This window comes from Lysinibacillus sp. GW823-FHT06C08 (genome assembly GCF_058795135.1).
In genome coordinates this window covers 125,934-142,058 of the sequence record NZ_JBXAHN010000003.1, presented here as the reverse complement: position 1 = coordinate 142,058, position 16,125 = coordinate 125,934, and the positions used below count along the sequence as shown (strand labels likewise).

Here is a 16,125-nt window from a genome sequence, read left to right as displayed (position 1 = left end):
TCTTATAGTTCGTTTAATATATCTTCAACGTACACCCATTCTTCATCTGTTTCTATTGGTAATAGCTCTTCGATGGAACCGTCATTTCCAGCCAGATATTGAGCCGCGAAAATTTCACGCTCATCCATTGGCTCATCTGTTGCAGGCACATATAATACATACGATTTACCAAATTGCTCGGATGCAAAAGTATGAATTACCTCACAAACTTGATCCGTTCCATCTTCATTTGTCACGGTAATAAGCTGCGGATCTTCTTCAAATTCATCTAGAAGTGTTAATACCACCTCATTAATCATTTCCCATTCAGCATCCGTTTCGACAGGCTGTAGATTGGTCATTTCGCCATTGTTATCGTCATAATCGAAAGTCATCGCTGATAGATCTCCTGGAATTTCTTCACCATTGGCATCCAACAAAGAGAATAGCACATAGGATTTATCCTCTGCATCAAATGTAAAGACCACATGGCAACGTTGTTCCTTTCCATTTTCATCAATTATCATAAATTCTTGTGTTTCTTCATTCATTCGATTATCTCCTTCTGACAGTATAATGTCATATACTAAGTAGTTACTTCTACACGTACTAAATATCTTCGAGCAGATTCTCACCATTATTCGGATATTTACATACTTTCAATAAAAAAGGAACAAGGACTGCAAGCTGCGATCCTTGTTCCAAGCTTTAAGAAAGAAGATTATTCTTATTCTTCGTCTTCATCTTCTAAAGCGTTTAATACGTCTTCTACCATATCCCATTCTGCTTCCGTTTCGATAGGTGTTAGTTCACCATCTTCACCGTTATCAGACGGTACGAATGAAGAAACGAAAATTTCAACTGAGCCATCTTCATCCTCTTCTGCGCCTACCATTGAGTAAAATACGTATGATTTTCCAAACTCTGGAGATTCATGTACGTGAATCACTTCACAAAGCTGTTCATTTCCGTTTTCATCAATCACTGTAATGTGTTGAACGTGTAATTCTTCTTCATGGTTATGCTCGTTTGCCATGTATAGTCACCTCTTCAATTAATTTTTGCTATCTAAATAGCCTTGTAAAATCATCACAGCTGCCATTTTATCAATGACTTGCTTGCGCTTTTTGCGACTCACATCTGCTTCGATTAGCATACGTTCTGCTGCCATCGTTGTTAAACGTTCATCCCATAATTTAACCGGTAGTGAGAACGTTTCTTCCAATAACGTTTTATAGTTTTCAGAAGCCTCTCCACGCGGTCCAACCGTATTATTCATGTTTTTCGGGAAGCCTACAACAAATTCTGTTATTGCATATTCCTTTACTAGCTCAGCGATACGATCGATACCGAACTCGCCATTAGCCTCATCAATTTTTACGGTTTCAATACCTTGGGCAGTCCAGCCAAGTGCGTCACTGACAGCAACGCCAACGGTTTTCGACCCAACGTCTAATCCCATAATTCTCATTTCTAATCCTCGTTATTCTTTTTGATATAAAATTTAACAAGCTCTTCTAGAATTTCGTCACGCTCAAGCTTGCGAATTAAATTACGAGCATCCTGATGGCGAGGAATATACGCCGGATCACCAGAAAGTAAGTAACCAACAATCTGATTGATAGGGTTATATCCCTTTTCCTCTAATGAAGAATGAACTTTCAACATTACCTGCTTGACTTCCTGTTCCATTGATTCTTCTGGAAAATTAAATTTCATCGTTTGATCAAATGAACTCATGACCAGCACCTCGCTTTCAGAAATAAGGAGATGTGCGAACAAGCTCATCTCCAATTTCTCTTTATTATAACATGTTTTGGTGAATTAATTAAATGGATTTAACATAATCATACACAGAAAGTAGTGCTTCATCAAGTTTTGAAGCTTCTTTTGCTCCTGCCATCGCCATATCAGGACGACCGCCACCTTTACCACCACAAGCTTCTGCAACCATTTTCACGATATTTCCAGCATGGTAATTGCCACCAACTAATTCTTTGGATACTCCAGCACATAGCATAACCTTATCACCATCCACTGCTCCAAGAACGATAACAGCCTTTGGCATTTTCACCTTCAAATCATCCATCATCTGACGCAGTTGGTTATTGTCTTTTGCTTCTACCTTTGTAGAAAGAACTGTGACATCTCCAATTGTTTGTGCTGCATCAACAATTGCCCCAGCCTGAGCATTGGCAATTTTTTGAGATAATGCTTCATTGTCACGTTGTAATTCTTTGTAGTCACCTTGTAAGGCTTGTACTTTTGTTACGATATCTTTAGGATTTGCTTTTAACAATGCTGCCGCATCATTTAAAAGAGCTTCTTCTTCTTTGACTACTTCATAAGCCACTTTACCTGTAACTGCTTCAATACGACGAGTACCCGCACCAATTCCACCTTCTGAAACAATTTTAAAGAAACCAATTTCAGAAGAGCGTTTTACATGGATACCACCGCATAGCTCGATGGAATAGTCTCCGATTGAAACGACACGTACAACATCGCCATATTTTTCGCCGAATAACGCCATTGCACCCATTTCTTTCGCTTTATCGATAGCCATTTCTTCAATAACGACCTCTATATCATCCCACACTTTTTCATTTACAATACGTTCAATTTGCTGTAATTCCTCTTTAGTCACTTGACCAAAGTGAGAGAAGTCAAAGCGTAAACGATCAGGGCCTACATATGATCCAGCTTGGTTGACATGATCACCTAATACATCTTTTAACGCACGTTGCATAATATGTGTCGCTGTATGGTTTTTAATAATTAAATTGCGATCATCACGATTAACAATTGCTTGGACAGCATCTTCCACATGCATTTCACCTGATTCAACAACTACTGTATGGAGCGGCTGACCATTTGGTGCCTTTTGAACATCCTTTACTACAGCAGTGAAGCTATCATTAGAAATGATACCGCTATCGGCAATTTGACCACCCATTTCAGCATAGAATGGTGTTTGAGCTAAAATAACTAAAGCTTCTTGGCCTTCAGATGCTACTTTTTCTACTTGACCATTCACAATCATTGCAGCAATTTCAGTATTAGCTACTAATGTGTCAAAGCCAACAAATTCACTGGCAACCGTTAAGTTTGCTAATACTTCATTTTGTACTTGCATAGAGTCAACATCTTGACGAGCCGCACGCGCACGTTCACGTTGTTCCTCCATCGCCGTTTCGAAGCCTTCATGATCGACTTTCATTCCTACTTCTTCTGCATATTCTTCCGTTAACTCGATTGGGAAACCGTAAGTATCATATAAACGGAAAGCATCTGCTCCTGGGATAAAATCATGACCAGCCGCTTTTTGTGATTCTGCTACTTCATTAAAGATTGCAAGACCACCATCTAATGTTTCATGGAAACGAATTTCTTCATTCTTAATAACGCGTTGAATAAATTCACTTTTTTCCGTTACCTCTGGATAGAAGCCTTCCATGATTTTGCCCACTGTTGGGACCAATTCAAACATAAATGGTTTCTCAATACCAATTTGTTTTGCATAGCGTACAGCACGACGTAGTAAGCGGCGTAATACATAGCCACGGCCTTCGTTTGAAGGAAGGGCACCGTCACCAATAGCAAACGCTACCGTACGAATGTGGTCTGCAACAACTTTAAATGGCGTATTTATATCTTCTTCAGAGCCGAAGATTTCATTTAAATCTACTTCACTTGGGCGTTTGTATTTACGGTTGGCAAATTCCTCAATTTTTTCAATGATAGGCATGAATAAATCCGTATCGAAATTCGTTGGTACATTTTGAACCACGGAAACAATACGTTCTAGTCCCATACCAGTATCAATATTTTGCTTTGGTAGTGGTGTATACGTTCCATCAGGATTATGGTTGAATTGAGAGAACACTAGGTTCCAAATTTCTAGATAACGTTCATTTTCCCCGCCTGGATACATTTCTGGGTCATTTTCGTCAGAGCCATATTCTACGCCGCGGTCATAGAAAATCTCTGAGTTTGGACCAGATGGACCTTCTCCAATATCCCAAAAGTTCCCCTCTAAACGAATTAAACGTTCTTCAGGAATACCAATTTCTTGATGCCAAACATCATACGCTTCCTGATCTTCAGGATGGATTGTGATAGATAGTAATTCAGGATCAAAGCCCATCCACTTTTTATCCGTTAAAAATTCCCAAGCATAATGAATAGCTTCTTTTTTGAAGTAATCCCCAATAGAAAAGTTTCCTAGCATTTCAAAGAAAGTATGGTGACGCGCCGTTTTACCTACATTTTCAATATCGTTAGTACGAATTGATTTTTGTGCATTTGTAATTCGAGGATTGTCAGGAATAACACGACCGTCAAAATACGGTTTAAGTGTAGCAACACCTGAGTTAATCCAAAGTAGGGATGGATCATTGATTGGCACTAGAGGCGCAGACGGTTCATGGTGATGCCCCTTTTCTTTAAAAAATTCCAAATACATTTGACGAATATCTACTGCTTTCATTGGATAAATTCCTCCTAGTTTATATTGTAAAATCACGATATGAATCAGACCTTGACGCCCCATCTATTCTCTGCAAACAAAGATTGGTACCAACCACTATAAATGGAATTATTTTACTAAATGAAAATAAAAAAGCCCTCATCCCCAAAAAGGGACGAGGACTTATCATCTGTCTCGCGGTACCACCCTAGTTGTAAGTAAAAATTCTTACTTACCTCTTTAGCACTTGTAACGTCAGTGAACGGCAGGGATTAACTGCACTCCGGAGTAGCTTTCGGTATTTGCACTGTGAGGATTTTTTCAGCCAAGAAATCCTTTTCTTCTACACGTGCAATTACGTACTTTTTCCATCGTCGTGTTTACTTTTTCTAACGAAATTATAAGAAAAATCTATTCACCTGTCAATTGGCACTAATACGACAAATCATAACTAAGCAATCATTCTTCTGAAGTATGCCCACATTCCCCAAGTAAATAACACTAAAAAGGCACTCAGTGCAATCGTTGTAATAGGTGAATCTTGATAAGGTAATGGTACATTCATGCCAAAGAAGCTAGTAATAACAGTTAAAGGCAACATAATTGTAGAAATAACGGTTAATAAGTTCAGCTTTTCAATAGACTTGCCACTAATAATCGAGTAATACGTATCTAATGTGCTATTAACTAAGTCTCGATACGTTTCAGTGGAGTCGACAATCCGTTCAAGATGATCATTTAAATCCTTATAGAAAGGGATATTTTCCTCTTGTATATCAAATTTCCATTGTCCATTAATTGTAGAAAAAATTCTTCGTTGCGGCATGATAGCCTGACGAATTAAAATAATTGTTCGTTTTAATGAAAGGAATTCTTCTGTAACTACTTTCGGTTGATAATCATAAACTTCTTCTTCTAGCTCATCAATCCGTGCCCGAATTCGCTCTAATACAGGGAAATACTCGTCTGTAATTCCATCAATGATCGTATGCAATAAAAAATCAGTGCCTTTTTCCAAATATTTCGCACTATTTAAACAAACTTTTTCTATATGGCCAAGCCATTGTAATTTTTGTTTATGGACGGTAACAATATAATTGGGTCCCATAAAAATATTTAACTCGACCGTTGTAATTTCATTGTTACTTTTTTCATTGTAGATAGGTGCATGGAAAACGAAAAATTTATAATCCCCATAACTATCCATTTTCGGGCGTGAGCCTTCATGTAAGCAATCTTCCACTGCTAGTGGATGAAAGCCAAATACATCTGCTATATTATTTAATTCATTATGACTATACGCATATAAATCCACCCATAATAAATCCTCGCTATGAATGGGAAGTCTTAAATCATTCATTTTGAAATCGTGTTGAACTGTTTTGCTATTGTGATTGAAATAATGAATTTTAATCATGTTACTTCACCTCGTGTTTTATTATAAAAAGTAACAAAAGGTCATTGTTTAAAACCTTCTGTCGGTGCCGGCGATAAGAAACGACGGCTGTCTCCATAAATGCTGACTATCTACCCCATGCTTACTCGGTTCAGGACTACTATCCATTTCTCATCACCTTCCTTTCATAACAAAAACACGCCTTCTACGAATGAAGGCGTGTTGAATACACATATCAAAAAATAGCAAAAAAACTTTGCATATTTGTTACCTTCAAACGTTGAGTTTTAGCACTATGCGGCATAGGAAATTATCCAGCTACGTTAAAAAACACCTTATTTCGATGATTTCTGTTGACCCATTGGCGTCTCTCGACATTTTTGGGTAGTAGCGTATCTCCACATAGGAGCCTCACCTAACGAAGGGAGTCTTATTTTTTTATTCCTGTACATAATAACGGATAGTTTCACAACTGTCAAACTTTTAATCAATCATTTTTCAAAAAGTCTTCTACTCTTTGTACTAAATGATCGCGCTTATACGATTGATAGAGTAGGCTTGACAGACGAACAGGATCGCCAAAGAAAAATCGTTCATATAGAGTTTGCCTTGTGCCAAAATTGCTCATCGTTAAATCCCAAGCTAAACGGAACTTTTTAACTCGTTCCTCCCCTTTATCTTGAAATGATTGCAGATAATGATCAAGATCTCCATTATCCGTTGCAAAAGCTTTTGCACTCGGGATGGACATTAATCCACTTGCTCCAAGTAACTGGATGATATCTGTAAAGGTAGGATATACTTTCGGAAAAATATGAATAGCAACCTGTAATGTCGATAGGTCTGGTCTTATAAAGCCAAAGGAATCCCTTTGTGCCTCAATCTCTGATTTTAATTGCAGTGCTTTCATCGTTTCTAATGCTACGATGACATCTACCACTTTTTGATGGACATGCTGGTAATCCCCGATATTTATGGTATCCACAATCGTTTGTACAATCCCTAGGATGAATTCGGTCTTAGCAATTTGACGTGACAGCACATGATGCAATGTATACGCTTGAAAGCCACTAACATTCATAAATTGATTGGCTACTTCAACATTTTCATAATAAAATACACGCTCCCACGGAACAACTACATCATCAAAAACAACAATTGCATCCATTTCTTCAAAGCGTGCACTTAAAGGATGATCAAACTTAGAATCCCCTCCGACAAAAGATTGCCGACATAAAAACTTTAAGCCCTTTGTGTTACTCGGTATAGAAAAGCCAAAACCTTTTCCTTCATCATAGCCATTTGTTGATAGAACAAGAAGTTCATCCGTTATTCCTCCCTGTGTGGCTAGTAATCTAGCTCCTTTAATGACTAAGCCCTCGCCCGTTTTTGCAACAATTTTAGCAGCTATTGTTACTTCTTCATCCTCATAGTAATAACGCTTGCGGTTTACTTGCGGCTCTATAAAGGTATGTGTCATGGAAATATCATTTTCACGGGCATATTCATAAAACTTCAGCAAATGGTCTGGAAAACAATTTGGCTTATCTTTCAAAAAGTTCGATGCTGATGCCAAAGCCATCAATGTCGTATTCATGTAGTCAGGACTTCTTCCCATCAAACCGTTTGTTTGTAAAGCCCATTCTCTTGCGGCCATACGTCTTTTTACTAGATCCTCAGGACTCATGACTTGAAGGAAAGACATGCCGACTCTCTCTTTGCTAGTTGGCGATTCATATGTCATTTTTTCAAGATATGCTTCTTGATGTTGTAAATCAAAAAGCTTTGCCTGACTTTGCATGATTCCCTTAAATGCAGGATGTTCTGACACCTTGCCCGTCACAACTTCCCCATCAATCGAAATATACGTGTTTAAAGCATCGATACGTTCCATATACTGCTGTCCTGTCATTATTGGCATGTTGTCACTCCTAAACATTTCCTATGTTTTTGTACTTATGTAGTATATGAAATGTCAAAATATTAGGTGACGATACTGTTAATTAGAAAAACCCGATTAGCAACAAATCTAATCGGGTACAATCTTTACTTTTCCAAAAAATCATAAGGGGAGACATCATCCATACCAATCATTGGATGAATATAAGGAGCTGTTTCTACTGTTAATTTATGGTCCTCGATAGCCGCTTCTTGCACAATCTCTTGTTTTACTAGAACTGCCTCGACTTCAACAATGACTTCTTCGACATCCATTGGATTTAATCGAGCGCGCAACGAAGTAAAACGCTGTAAATCGTCTGTGCGCTGCAAGCCCTCTGCCAGGACATCTGGTTCCCCACATAAAATCAAAAAGTTTTTCGCTCTTGTAATCCCTGTGTATAAAAGATTACGCCGCAGCATTTTTGAATACCCTTTGACAACAGGCATAATGACGGTTTGAAACTCTGAACCTTGAGATTTATGAATGGAGCAACAATAAGCTAGGGTTAATTGATTGAGGTCACTTCGTTGATAGGTCACTTCAATGCCATCAAAGGAGACAATCAGTAAATCTTGTTTTTCTACTGTCTCTTTTGCCTTAATAATACTAATGACTTCTCCCATATCACCATTAAAAACATTACTTTCAGGTTGATTAACGAGCTGCAGAACTTTATCCTTTATTCGATATGTTACGTCCCCAAAGACAAGTTCCTTTCTTGTCCCTGTATCATTAGGATTAATAAGCTCTTGAATCATTTTATTTAAATTATCAATGCCAGCAGGACCTTTATACATCGGCGCTAATACTTGTATATTACGAATTTCTTGCCCCTTAGCAACAGCACTTTTTACTACCTGTGTCACAACATTTCCAACCTGATTGACGGATGATTTAATAAACGAGCGATCAGTAGTTTTCGATGTTAAATCTTTCGGAATGGTTCCTTTTTTGATTTGATGGGCTAGTTCAATAATTGTAGAGCCCTCTGCTTGTCGGTAAACATCTGTCAATTCCACCGTTGGAAGCTGCTTGGATGCTAATAAATCCTTTAACACCTGTCCTGGTCCTACAGGCGGTAATTGGTCCTGGTCCCCTACAAAGACAACCTGTACATCCTCATGTAAAGCTTTTAATAATTGATGAGCAAGCCACGTATCCACCATTGACATTTCATCTACAATAATAAGCTTACCTGTGACCTCTCGTTCAGTCTCTTCTTCTTTTTCTTGACCAGTAAAGCCGAGTAAACGATGAATAGTCATAGCTGGTAGTTCAGTCGATTCAGCTAAGCGCTTAGCAGCTCGACCAGTAGGTGCACAAAGGATAATAGGAAAAGGCTCCTCTTTTTGAGCATACTCTTTTGGATTTAATGATAAGCCATGAAGCTTCGCATAAACTTCAACAACCCCACGTACAACAGTCGTTTTACCCGTACCAGGGCCACCTGTTAAAATCATTACGGCTGAATTTAAAGCCTGTTCAATGGCATTTGCTTGTGTTTCAGCATAAGTCACATGGAGTAGTTCCTCAGTTTCACCAATCGCTTTACGAATCTCATCTTTGCTAAAATGTTCAGCCTTGCTATTTCGTTCAACAAGCGTCAATATTTTGGAGGCAATTCCAACCTCTGAAAAATAAAGAGAGGGTAAATATAATCTTGTTTCTTCCCCACAAATTTTGCCTTCTTCTCGTAGCTCGATACATGCTTTTGAGATGTCTTCAAACGGAATTTCCTGACGTTGGCTTTGTTCAAGCATTTCCTTTACAAGTGGTAGAACATGCTCCGCATCTAGATAAACATGCCCGTCAGATAGTGCAGCCGTATTTAAAATATGGAAAATCGCTGCTTTAACACGATCAGGATGTTTTCCGGTAATGCCTAATTTGGCACCAAGCTCATCTGCTCGTAAGAACCCTACCCCTTCCACATCTTCTATCAAGCGATATGGGTTTTCGGTTAGTAATTCAATGGCTTCAGTTCGGTAGGTTTGATATATTTTCATTCCAAGCTGTGGACCAAAGCCCCATTCATTTAGCTGGATCATTACCCGTTCTAAACCAAGATTTTGCTCAATCGTGCGATGGATCACTTCTTTTTTTTCAGATGATAAACGTGGAACAGCATCCAGTGCACTCGGATCTTCTAATATAAGACGTAATGCATTAGCACCTAGTTTTTCAACAATGGTTTCAGCCGTTTTTTTCCCGATTCCTACAAATAAGTCACTAGATAAATAATGAATAATTCCTTGTTCAGTAGCGGGTACCTCTTTTGTAAATGTCTCGATTTGGAATTGTGCACCATATTTAGGATGCTGTTTTAATATACCTGTAAAACGGTATTGCTCATCCATTTGTAACGGTGGAAAATAGCCAACAACAATAATTTCTTTATCTTCATACTGTAAGTTTGTCTCTTGAATTTTTACTCGTATAATGGAATACATATTTTGTGTGTTATGAAAAATAGAGACAATCGGACGTCCGAGAATAAAAAATTTATTGAGTTCAAATAAATCGAGATGATCTGTCATATTCGGTCCGCCCTTTCTAATTGTTTTCAATCTTTTTATTTTACCATAGACCTTTCGAAATATCGTTGATAAAAATATTTCCTCTTTATTATTTTTACATTATTTCGACAAATGACAATTCTCAGCTTTTATCCATATTTCCATGCTATGATAAATAAGAATTAGTGGCACGGAAGGATCGTGAAGTTATTGGAATTTAGACCTTGCATCGATTTACATGAAGGCAAAGTAAAACAAATTGTCGGGAGTACTTTAGGTACTACCAATCAAACAGTCGTTGAGAATTTTATTTCTAGTTATGATTCTAGCTACTATGCACAAATGTTTGCACAGGATCACTTAACAGGTGGACACGTCATCATGCTTGGTCAGGGAAATGAAGATGCTGCCCTAGCTGCTTTAGCTACATTTCCACAAGGGTTACAAGTCGGTGGTGGCATTACTGCTGCAAATGCCCAAAAATATATTGATGCTGGTGCCTCACATGTGATTGTCACTTCCTATATCTTTCATGATGGCAAACTCGATTTAGAACGTTTACAACATTTAAACAAATTGATCGGTAAAGAACATCTTGTCATTGATCTCAGCTGCAAAATGCGAAATGGTAAGTGGTTTGTCATGACGGATAAATGGACAAAATTTAGTCACTTCGAAGTCAATGCGGCCTCTATTCAAGATATTGAAAATTATTGTGATGAACTGTTAATTCACGCAGTCGATGTGGAAGGAAAAAAAGGGGGGATGCAGGAAAGTTTGGTACGTGATCTTGCAGCCTGGACCTCCATCCCAACCACTTATGCAGGAGGCATTCGTTCAATAGAAGACTTAGAAAAGTTTAAACAATTAGCCAACGGAAAGCTTCATATCACAATCGGGAGTGCTCTCTCTATTTTTGGAGGAGAGTTGCCCTATACAGATGTCGTGAAATATTGTAAAAAAGGCGGGATTATGTGAACCTCATTTATAAAGATTATGTTTTTCCATTTCAAGAAACGAATTTAGAACGTATCATTGATGGCAAGTATTTCAAAGTAAATAAAAAAGATCATTCTCTTGCAATTCATGTTCAACTTGATAATGAACAAATGCTACTAGAGTTTTCTAAATCGTTAAAGGCAACTTGTGGTTTCCTACGCGATCAAGAAACAGAGCCCTATATAGGAACCTCTATTGACTTACAAATATTTGTGGATGAGTTTAATAAACGGTATAACTTAAATGCTGAAATTATTAGTTAACACAAAGGGGTAGTTTTCTCCCCTTTGTTTGCAACAATACTCCCCCTCCTTCACCTTTTACAATCCATTTTAGCCTTTTTGAAACCTTTTACCTCTTATGTGAGTTATATATGATGTAGAAAGGTTTTATCCTTATGAAAAACTATCCTAACATTTAAACCATGCCAATTCTTTGGCTGCTATTTTATTGAGATGAAGGACTATTCTACATAGAATGAGAAGTGGAACATAATTAAGTATCGACAGACATAAGGGAAAGGATTTTTTAAATATGAAAACCGAACTCGAAGTAAACTCTTTAAAATCATTTCAAACTGAGTTAACACGCTTCTTTTTAGCTTATAAATTTGCTTTACAGGAAGTGGAAACTAAAATTAATATTTTGCAAGAAGAATTTAAGCTTATTCATGAATATAATCCCATTGAGCATATTTCAACACGCGTAAAGTCACCAAAAAGCATTTTAACAAAGATGTTAAAAAAGGAACTTCCTCCTACGATGGAAGACGTACGCGAAAACATTCGTGACATTGCAGGTGCTCGCATTACTTGTTCATTTGTCGAGGATATTTATAAAGTTAGTGCCATGTTGCAGGCACAGCATGACATTGAGGTTGTACAGGTGAAGGACTATATTGCTAGTCCTAAAGACAATGGCTATCAAAGCTTACACCTTATTATAAAAATCCCTATTTTCATGTCAGATCATATGGAGAAGGTCTATACAGAGATTCAAATCAGGACCATTGCGATGGACTTTTGGGCCAGCCTGGAACATAAAATTTATTATAAATATAATAAAGAAGTGCCAGAACATATTCGTGTTGAATTAAAAGAAGCCGCACTACAAGCTGCTGAGTTAGATCGAAAAATGGAGCGACTCAATAAAGAGATTAATATATTAAAGGAAAATGAGGCCGAGCCCACTTTATTAGATAGTACACCTATATCACAGCTAGCTAAATATTTTGCACAACTTCCAAACCTGAATCATAATGATTAAATCCTCTTGAACAAAAAAATCCACCTTGCTTGGAAGCAAAGTGGATTTTCATTCATAATCAAGCCTTTTCTTTGGATTTCGTCACAATAAAGAAAGATAAAATAAGGGCACAAATGGCAAATACTAAAGTTGTTATATATACATAGCTTACACCATTCGCAATGGTTCCCTTTAAAAAGCTTATTTCTTCTAGACTAAAGCCACCTTTTGCAAACTCACCATTAAGCTGAATTTCTCCTTTGCCTAATGAAGCCATTTTTTCACTCGTCGCAAGGTTAAAAACCATACCAAATAGCGCTGCACCTACCGCTTGACTAAATGTATTGGTGAAGGAATTGAGGCCAATTGAAATACCAAGTTGCTTCGGATTAGCCACCTTTTGAATGGAAATCATCAACATTGGCATTATAAAGCCCATACCAAGCCCGATTAATGAAGAGCCAAGATACACGCTTAAATCACTAGAGCCTGAAGATAGTCTAGCCAGCATAATCGTTCCCGTAACTAATAAAATCGTCCCCATTTGGATAATTCGTTTATTCGTTAAACGTCCGATTAAATAGCCAGCTGCAATGGAATTCATCGTCCAGAAAATGGACATGGGAGTTAGAAGTAGGCCAGCTTGCGTGGCATTTTTTCCAAGAACACTTTGCGCATATATCGGAATATAGACCGTCACACCAATGACAATTGACATCGTACTTAATGTGAGTGAATTAATCACCATAAGACGACCATTTTTAAACAATGTTAACGGAATAATTGGCTCTTCTGCACGTAGCTCCACCCAAATAAAAACGCCTAAAAATACAGCTGCAACGGCATACATAATGAGCGATTGACTCGATAACCATGCTTGTGTCTTACTGTTTTCGATAATGACATATAAGAGCGAAACCATTCCGACCGTAAATAGGCCAGCACCTAAATAATCAATTTTCCGCTTCACTGCTTCAAGCTGTTCTTTGTAATGTTTAACAATTAGATAAATAGAAGCTAAACCAAATGGTACATTAATGAAAAAGATAAAGTGCCATGATACTTGGTCAACAATAAAACCTCCAAATAGTGGTCCAACTACGCCTGATACGCCCCATACCATGCTTAAATAGCTTTGTCCTTTAGCACGTGCTTTTTCAGTCGTAAATAGTTCACCAACCATCGTTAATGTAATTGGTAAAATCGAGCCTGCACCTATCCCTTGGATCGCACGAAAGACAATTAATTGTTCCATTGACTGTGCTAACCCACATAACATGGAACCTAATAAAAAAATAATAATACCCGTAATAATCATCCGTTTACGCCCAAATAAATCGGCTAGCTTACCAAAAATAATCGCAGCGATAGCAGAGGCTAATAAATAAGCGGAATAAATCCAGCTTATTAAGTCTACGCCTAACAAATCTGCCGTTATACTTGGAATAGCTGTACTAACAATCGTTCCTTCAATTGCCGCAAGCGCTGTTACAAGTAATAGTGCCATAAATACTTTATTCATCGTGTCACCTATTCCTTTCCTGCATGACATACACTAACAAATTTAACCTGAAAATAAAAGAGGATGGGATAATTTTTATAAAAAATATCGAATGATCATAAAAATTTGATCCACAATACATCGACACCCTACTATAGAACTGCATAAAAAAGCAGCAAGTTCATCCAATCACACTTGCTGCTTTTATCTATTAGTTAAATCGCTGAGCAATCATATCATAAATATAACGAGCTTGATCGTATTCTGGCTGTAAGGTAAAGGCCTGTTTTAAATGATACATCGCATCCTCTGTTTGCTCTGTAGACACTGCATACAGTACACCTAAATTATAGTGGGCATCTGCATTGTTCCAGTCCTGTTCAATTAAAAGATCCAGTTCCTTCTTCCCTTGCTCAAACATCTCTAATGCACATAGTACAATTGCATAGGCTAATCGAATCTGTGTATCTTCGGGAGCAATTTCCACGGCTCTTTGTAAATAAGGCAATGCTAATTTTGGATTCTCCATACGCTCAAAACATTTCCCCATCATATAGTACACATCTGCGCCTTCGATATGATGCTTAAGTGCTTGTTCATAAAGCTTTACAGCCTCAGCATAGCGTTCCGCATTGTAATAAAGGTTTGCTAAGCCATAATAAGCTGTAGCTGCTGTCTCATCTACCGTAATAGCCTTTTGGAAAAAACGCTCTGCACGTTCTGTATCCTCTAAGACTGCTAATAAATTGCCGAAGTTTACATAACCAATAGCATTTTCTGGCTCAGCTTCTATCGCCTTTGTAAATAGTTGTGCAGCCTCTTCATAACGCTTATCTTGAAATGCTTGAATGCCCTGTTCATTATAATTCATTATTTCTTCACCTCTATGTAGCGAAAGACTGCTTCCATGAAGCCATACGGCAATAAAAGCAGTCTTAGCGCAAGTTATCCAACATATGTTAGTTTTTCATTACTTTTAAAGACTTCATCAATCGTTCCGCCACCAATACATTCTTCTCCATCATAGAGAACAACTGCTTGTCCTGGAGTGATAGCACGGACAGGCTCTGCAAATGTAATATGAGTACGTCCATCTGCTAATATTTCAACTTCTACTGGTGTATCCGTTTGACGATAACGGAATTTCGCCGTACAAGAAAATTTCCCAGGCAATTTTTTTGTCGAAGTATAGTTCATTTTTACAGCAGATAATGAAGTAGAATATAAATGCTCATTGTCAAAACCTTGTCCAACAAGTAGAACATTACGCTCTAAGTCTTTCCCTAACACAAACCACGGCTCACCATCTCCACCAATACCAAGACCATGTCGTTGCCCAAGTGTATAATACATTAAACCGTCATGTTTTCCCATGACAACGCCATCCATTGTTTCCATATTGCCTGGTTGAGCTGGTAAAAATTGACTTAAAAATTCTTTGAAATTACGTTCCCCAATGAAACAAATCCCTGTAGAATCTTTTTTCTTCGCTGTTGCCAATCCTGCTTCTTCAGCAATTTTACGTACTTCTTTTTTCTCAATATCGCCAATCGGGAACATCACATGAGCCAATTGCTCCTGTGATAGTTGATTTAAAAAGTATGTTTGGTCTTTGTTATTATCCACACCGCGTAACATTTGCACTTCTCCATCACCGCTACGATCGATACGTGCATAATGACCTGTTGCTAAATAATCAGCGCCAAGGCTCATCGCATGCTCTAAAAACGCTTTAAATTTAATCTCTTTGTTGCACATTACATCAGGATTTGGTGTACGTCCTGCTTTATATTCTTCTAAAAAGTATGTGAAAACTTTATCCCAGTATTGCTTCTCAAAATTCACAGCATAATAGGGGATGCCGATTTGATTACATACTTTTATGACATCATCATAATCTTCTGTTGCTGTACAAACACCATTTTCGTCAGTATCATCCCAGTTTTTCATAAAGATCCCGATTACTTCATACCCTTGTTGTTTTAACAAATACGCAGCCACCGACGAATCTACCCCACCAGACATGCCGACAACAACGCGAATTTGAGAGGGGTCACGTGTTTCTTTCATTGTGGTCAC

General features: G+C 37.9%; 14 protein-coding genes, 1 riboswitch and 1 other annotated feature. Of the genes, 3 read left to right on the top strand and 11 right to left on the bottom strand.

Annotated elements, in window-relative coordinates; genetic code table 11:
* Positions 1 to 2 precede the first annotated feature (2 nt).
* The 8 genes from AC1Q6O_RS10730 to recD2 form a co-directional block, all read right to left on the bottom strand.
* Positions 3 to 530: a DUF1292 domain-containing protein gene (locus AC1Q6O_RS10730; RefSeq protein ID WP_008180953.1), complete on the bottom strand. Its 528-nt coding sequence runs from the start codon at positions 528 to 530 to the stop codon at positions 3 to 5.
* Between the two features lie 176 nt (positions 531 to 706).
* The gene (locus AC1Q6O_RS10725) at positions 707 to 1,015 is read right to left on the bottom strand and encodes a DUF1292 domain-containing protein (protein WP_008180955.1); all 309 of its coding nucleotides are present in this window, start codon (positions 1,013 to 1,015) and stop codon (positions 707 to 709) included.
* A gap of 18 nt (positions 1,016 to 1,033) precedes the next feature.
* Positions 1,034 to 1,450: a Holliday junction resolvase RuvX gene (ruvX, locus tag AC1Q6O_RS10720; RefSeq protein ID WP_008180957.1), complete on the bottom strand. Its 417-nt coding sequence runs from the start codon at positions 1,448 to 1,450 to the stop codon at positions 1,034 to 1,036.
* Between the two features lie 2 nt (positions 1,451 to 1,452).
* Complete coding sequence (locus tag AC1Q6O_RS10715) at positions 1,453 to 1,719, bottom strand: IreB family regulatory phosphoprotein (RefSeq protein ID WP_004226839.1); 267 nt, start codon at positions 1,717 to 1,719, stop codon at positions 1,453 to 1,455.
* A gap of 88 nt (positions 1,720 to 1,807) precedes the next feature.
* The gene (gene alaS / locus AC1Q6O_RS10710) at positions 1,808 to 4,468 is read right to left on the bottom strand and encodes an alanine--tRNA ligase (protein WP_096365189.1); all 2,661 of its coding nucleotides are present in this window, start codon (positions 4,466 to 4,468) and stop codon (positions 1,808 to 1,810) included.
* A gap of 147 nt (positions 4,469 to 4,615) precedes the next feature.
* Positions 4,616 to 4,831: a binding site (T-box leader), on the bottom strand.
* 67 nt (positions 4,832 to 4,898) lie between these two features.
* Positions 4,899 to 5,864, bottom strand: a complete 966-nt coding sequence (gene corA, locus AC1Q6O_RS10705) for a magnesium/cobalt transporter CorA (RefSeq protein ID WP_008181522.1) — start codon at positions 5,862 to 5,864, stop codon at positions 4,899 to 4,901.
* A 244-nt stretch (positions 5,865 to 6,108) separates the two neighbouring features.
* Positions 6,109 to 6,273: riboswitch (M-box (ykoK) riboswitch) on the bottom strand.
* Between the two features lie 57 nt (positions 6,274 to 6,330).
* Positions 6,331 to 7,764: a 4-hydroxyphenylacetate 3-monooxygenase, oxygenase component gene (gene hpaB / locus AC1Q6O_RS10700; RefSeq protein ID WP_492401158.1), complete on the bottom strand. Its 1,434-nt coding sequence runs from the start codon at positions 7,762 to 7,764 to the stop codon at positions 6,331 to 6,333.
* Positions 7,765 to 7,889: 125 nt separating this feature from the next.
* Complete coding sequence (recD2, locus tag AC1Q6O_RS10695) at positions 7,890 to 10,322, bottom strand: SF1B family DNA helicase RecD2 (protein WP_096365187.1); 2,433 nt, start codon at positions 10,320 to 10,322, stop codon at positions 7,890 to 7,892.
* 189 nt (positions 10,323 to 10,511) lie between these two features.
* Between recD2 and hisA the strand changes: the two genes are divergently transcribed.
* The 3 genes from hisA to AC1Q6O_RS10680 all read left to right on the top strand — a co-directional run bounded on the left by hisA (position 10,512) and on the right by AC1Q6O_RS10680 (position 12,566).
* Positions 10,512 to 11,279: a phosphoribosylformimino-5-aminoimidazole carboxamide ribotide isomerase gene (hisA, locus tag AC1Q6O_RS10690; protein WP_089986665.1), complete on the top strand. Its 768-nt coding sequence runs from the start codon at positions 10,512 to 10,514 to the stop codon at positions 11,277 to 11,279.
* Positions 11,276 to 11,563 carry a hypothetical protein gene (locus tag AC1Q6O_RS10685; protein WP_008181526.1) on the top strand — a complete coding sequence of 96 codons (288 nt, stop codon included), beginning with the start codon at positions 11,276 to 11,278 and terminating at the stop codon, positions 11,561 to 11,563. Before hisA ends, AC1Q6O_RS10685 begins: the two co-directional genes overlap by 4 nt.
* Before the next feature lie 271 nt (positions 11,564 to 11,834).
* Positions 11,835 to 12,566 carry a GTP pyrophosphokinase gene (locus tag AC1Q6O_RS10680; protein ID WP_089986666.1) on the top strand — a complete coding sequence of 244 codons (732 nt, stop codon included), beginning with the start codon at positions 11,835 to 11,837 and terminating at the stop codon, positions 12,564 to 12,566.
* 58 nt (positions 12,567 to 12,624) lie between these two features.
* On the opposite strand, the gene AC1Q6O_RS10675 is transcribed toward AC1Q6O_RS10680, so the two are convergent.
* From AC1Q6O_RS10675 to mnmA, 3 genes are all read right to left on the bottom strand, one after another.
* A complete protein-coding gene (locus AC1Q6O_RS10675; RefSeq protein WP_089986667.1) occupies positions 12,625 to 14,067 on the bottom strand; it encodes an MDR family MFS transporter in 1,443 nt (480 codons plus the stop codon).
* Between the two features lie 190 nt (positions 14,068 to 14,257).
* The gene (locus AC1Q6O_RS10670) at positions 14,258 to 14,917 is read right to left on the bottom strand and encodes a tetratricopeptide repeat protein (protein ID WP_069482099.1); all 660 of its coding nucleotides are present in this window, start codon (positions 14,915 to 14,917) and stop codon (positions 14,258 to 14,260) included.
* A 74-nt stretch (positions 14,918 to 14,991) separates the two neighbouring features.
* Positions 14,992 to 16,116, bottom strand: a complete 1,125-nt coding sequence (mnmA, locus tag AC1Q6O_RS10665; protein ID WP_089986668.1) for a tRNA 2-thiouridine(34) synthase MnmA — start codon at positions 16,114 to 16,116, stop codon at positions 14,992 to 14,994.
* Positions 16,117 to 16,125 lie beyond the last annotated feature (9 nt).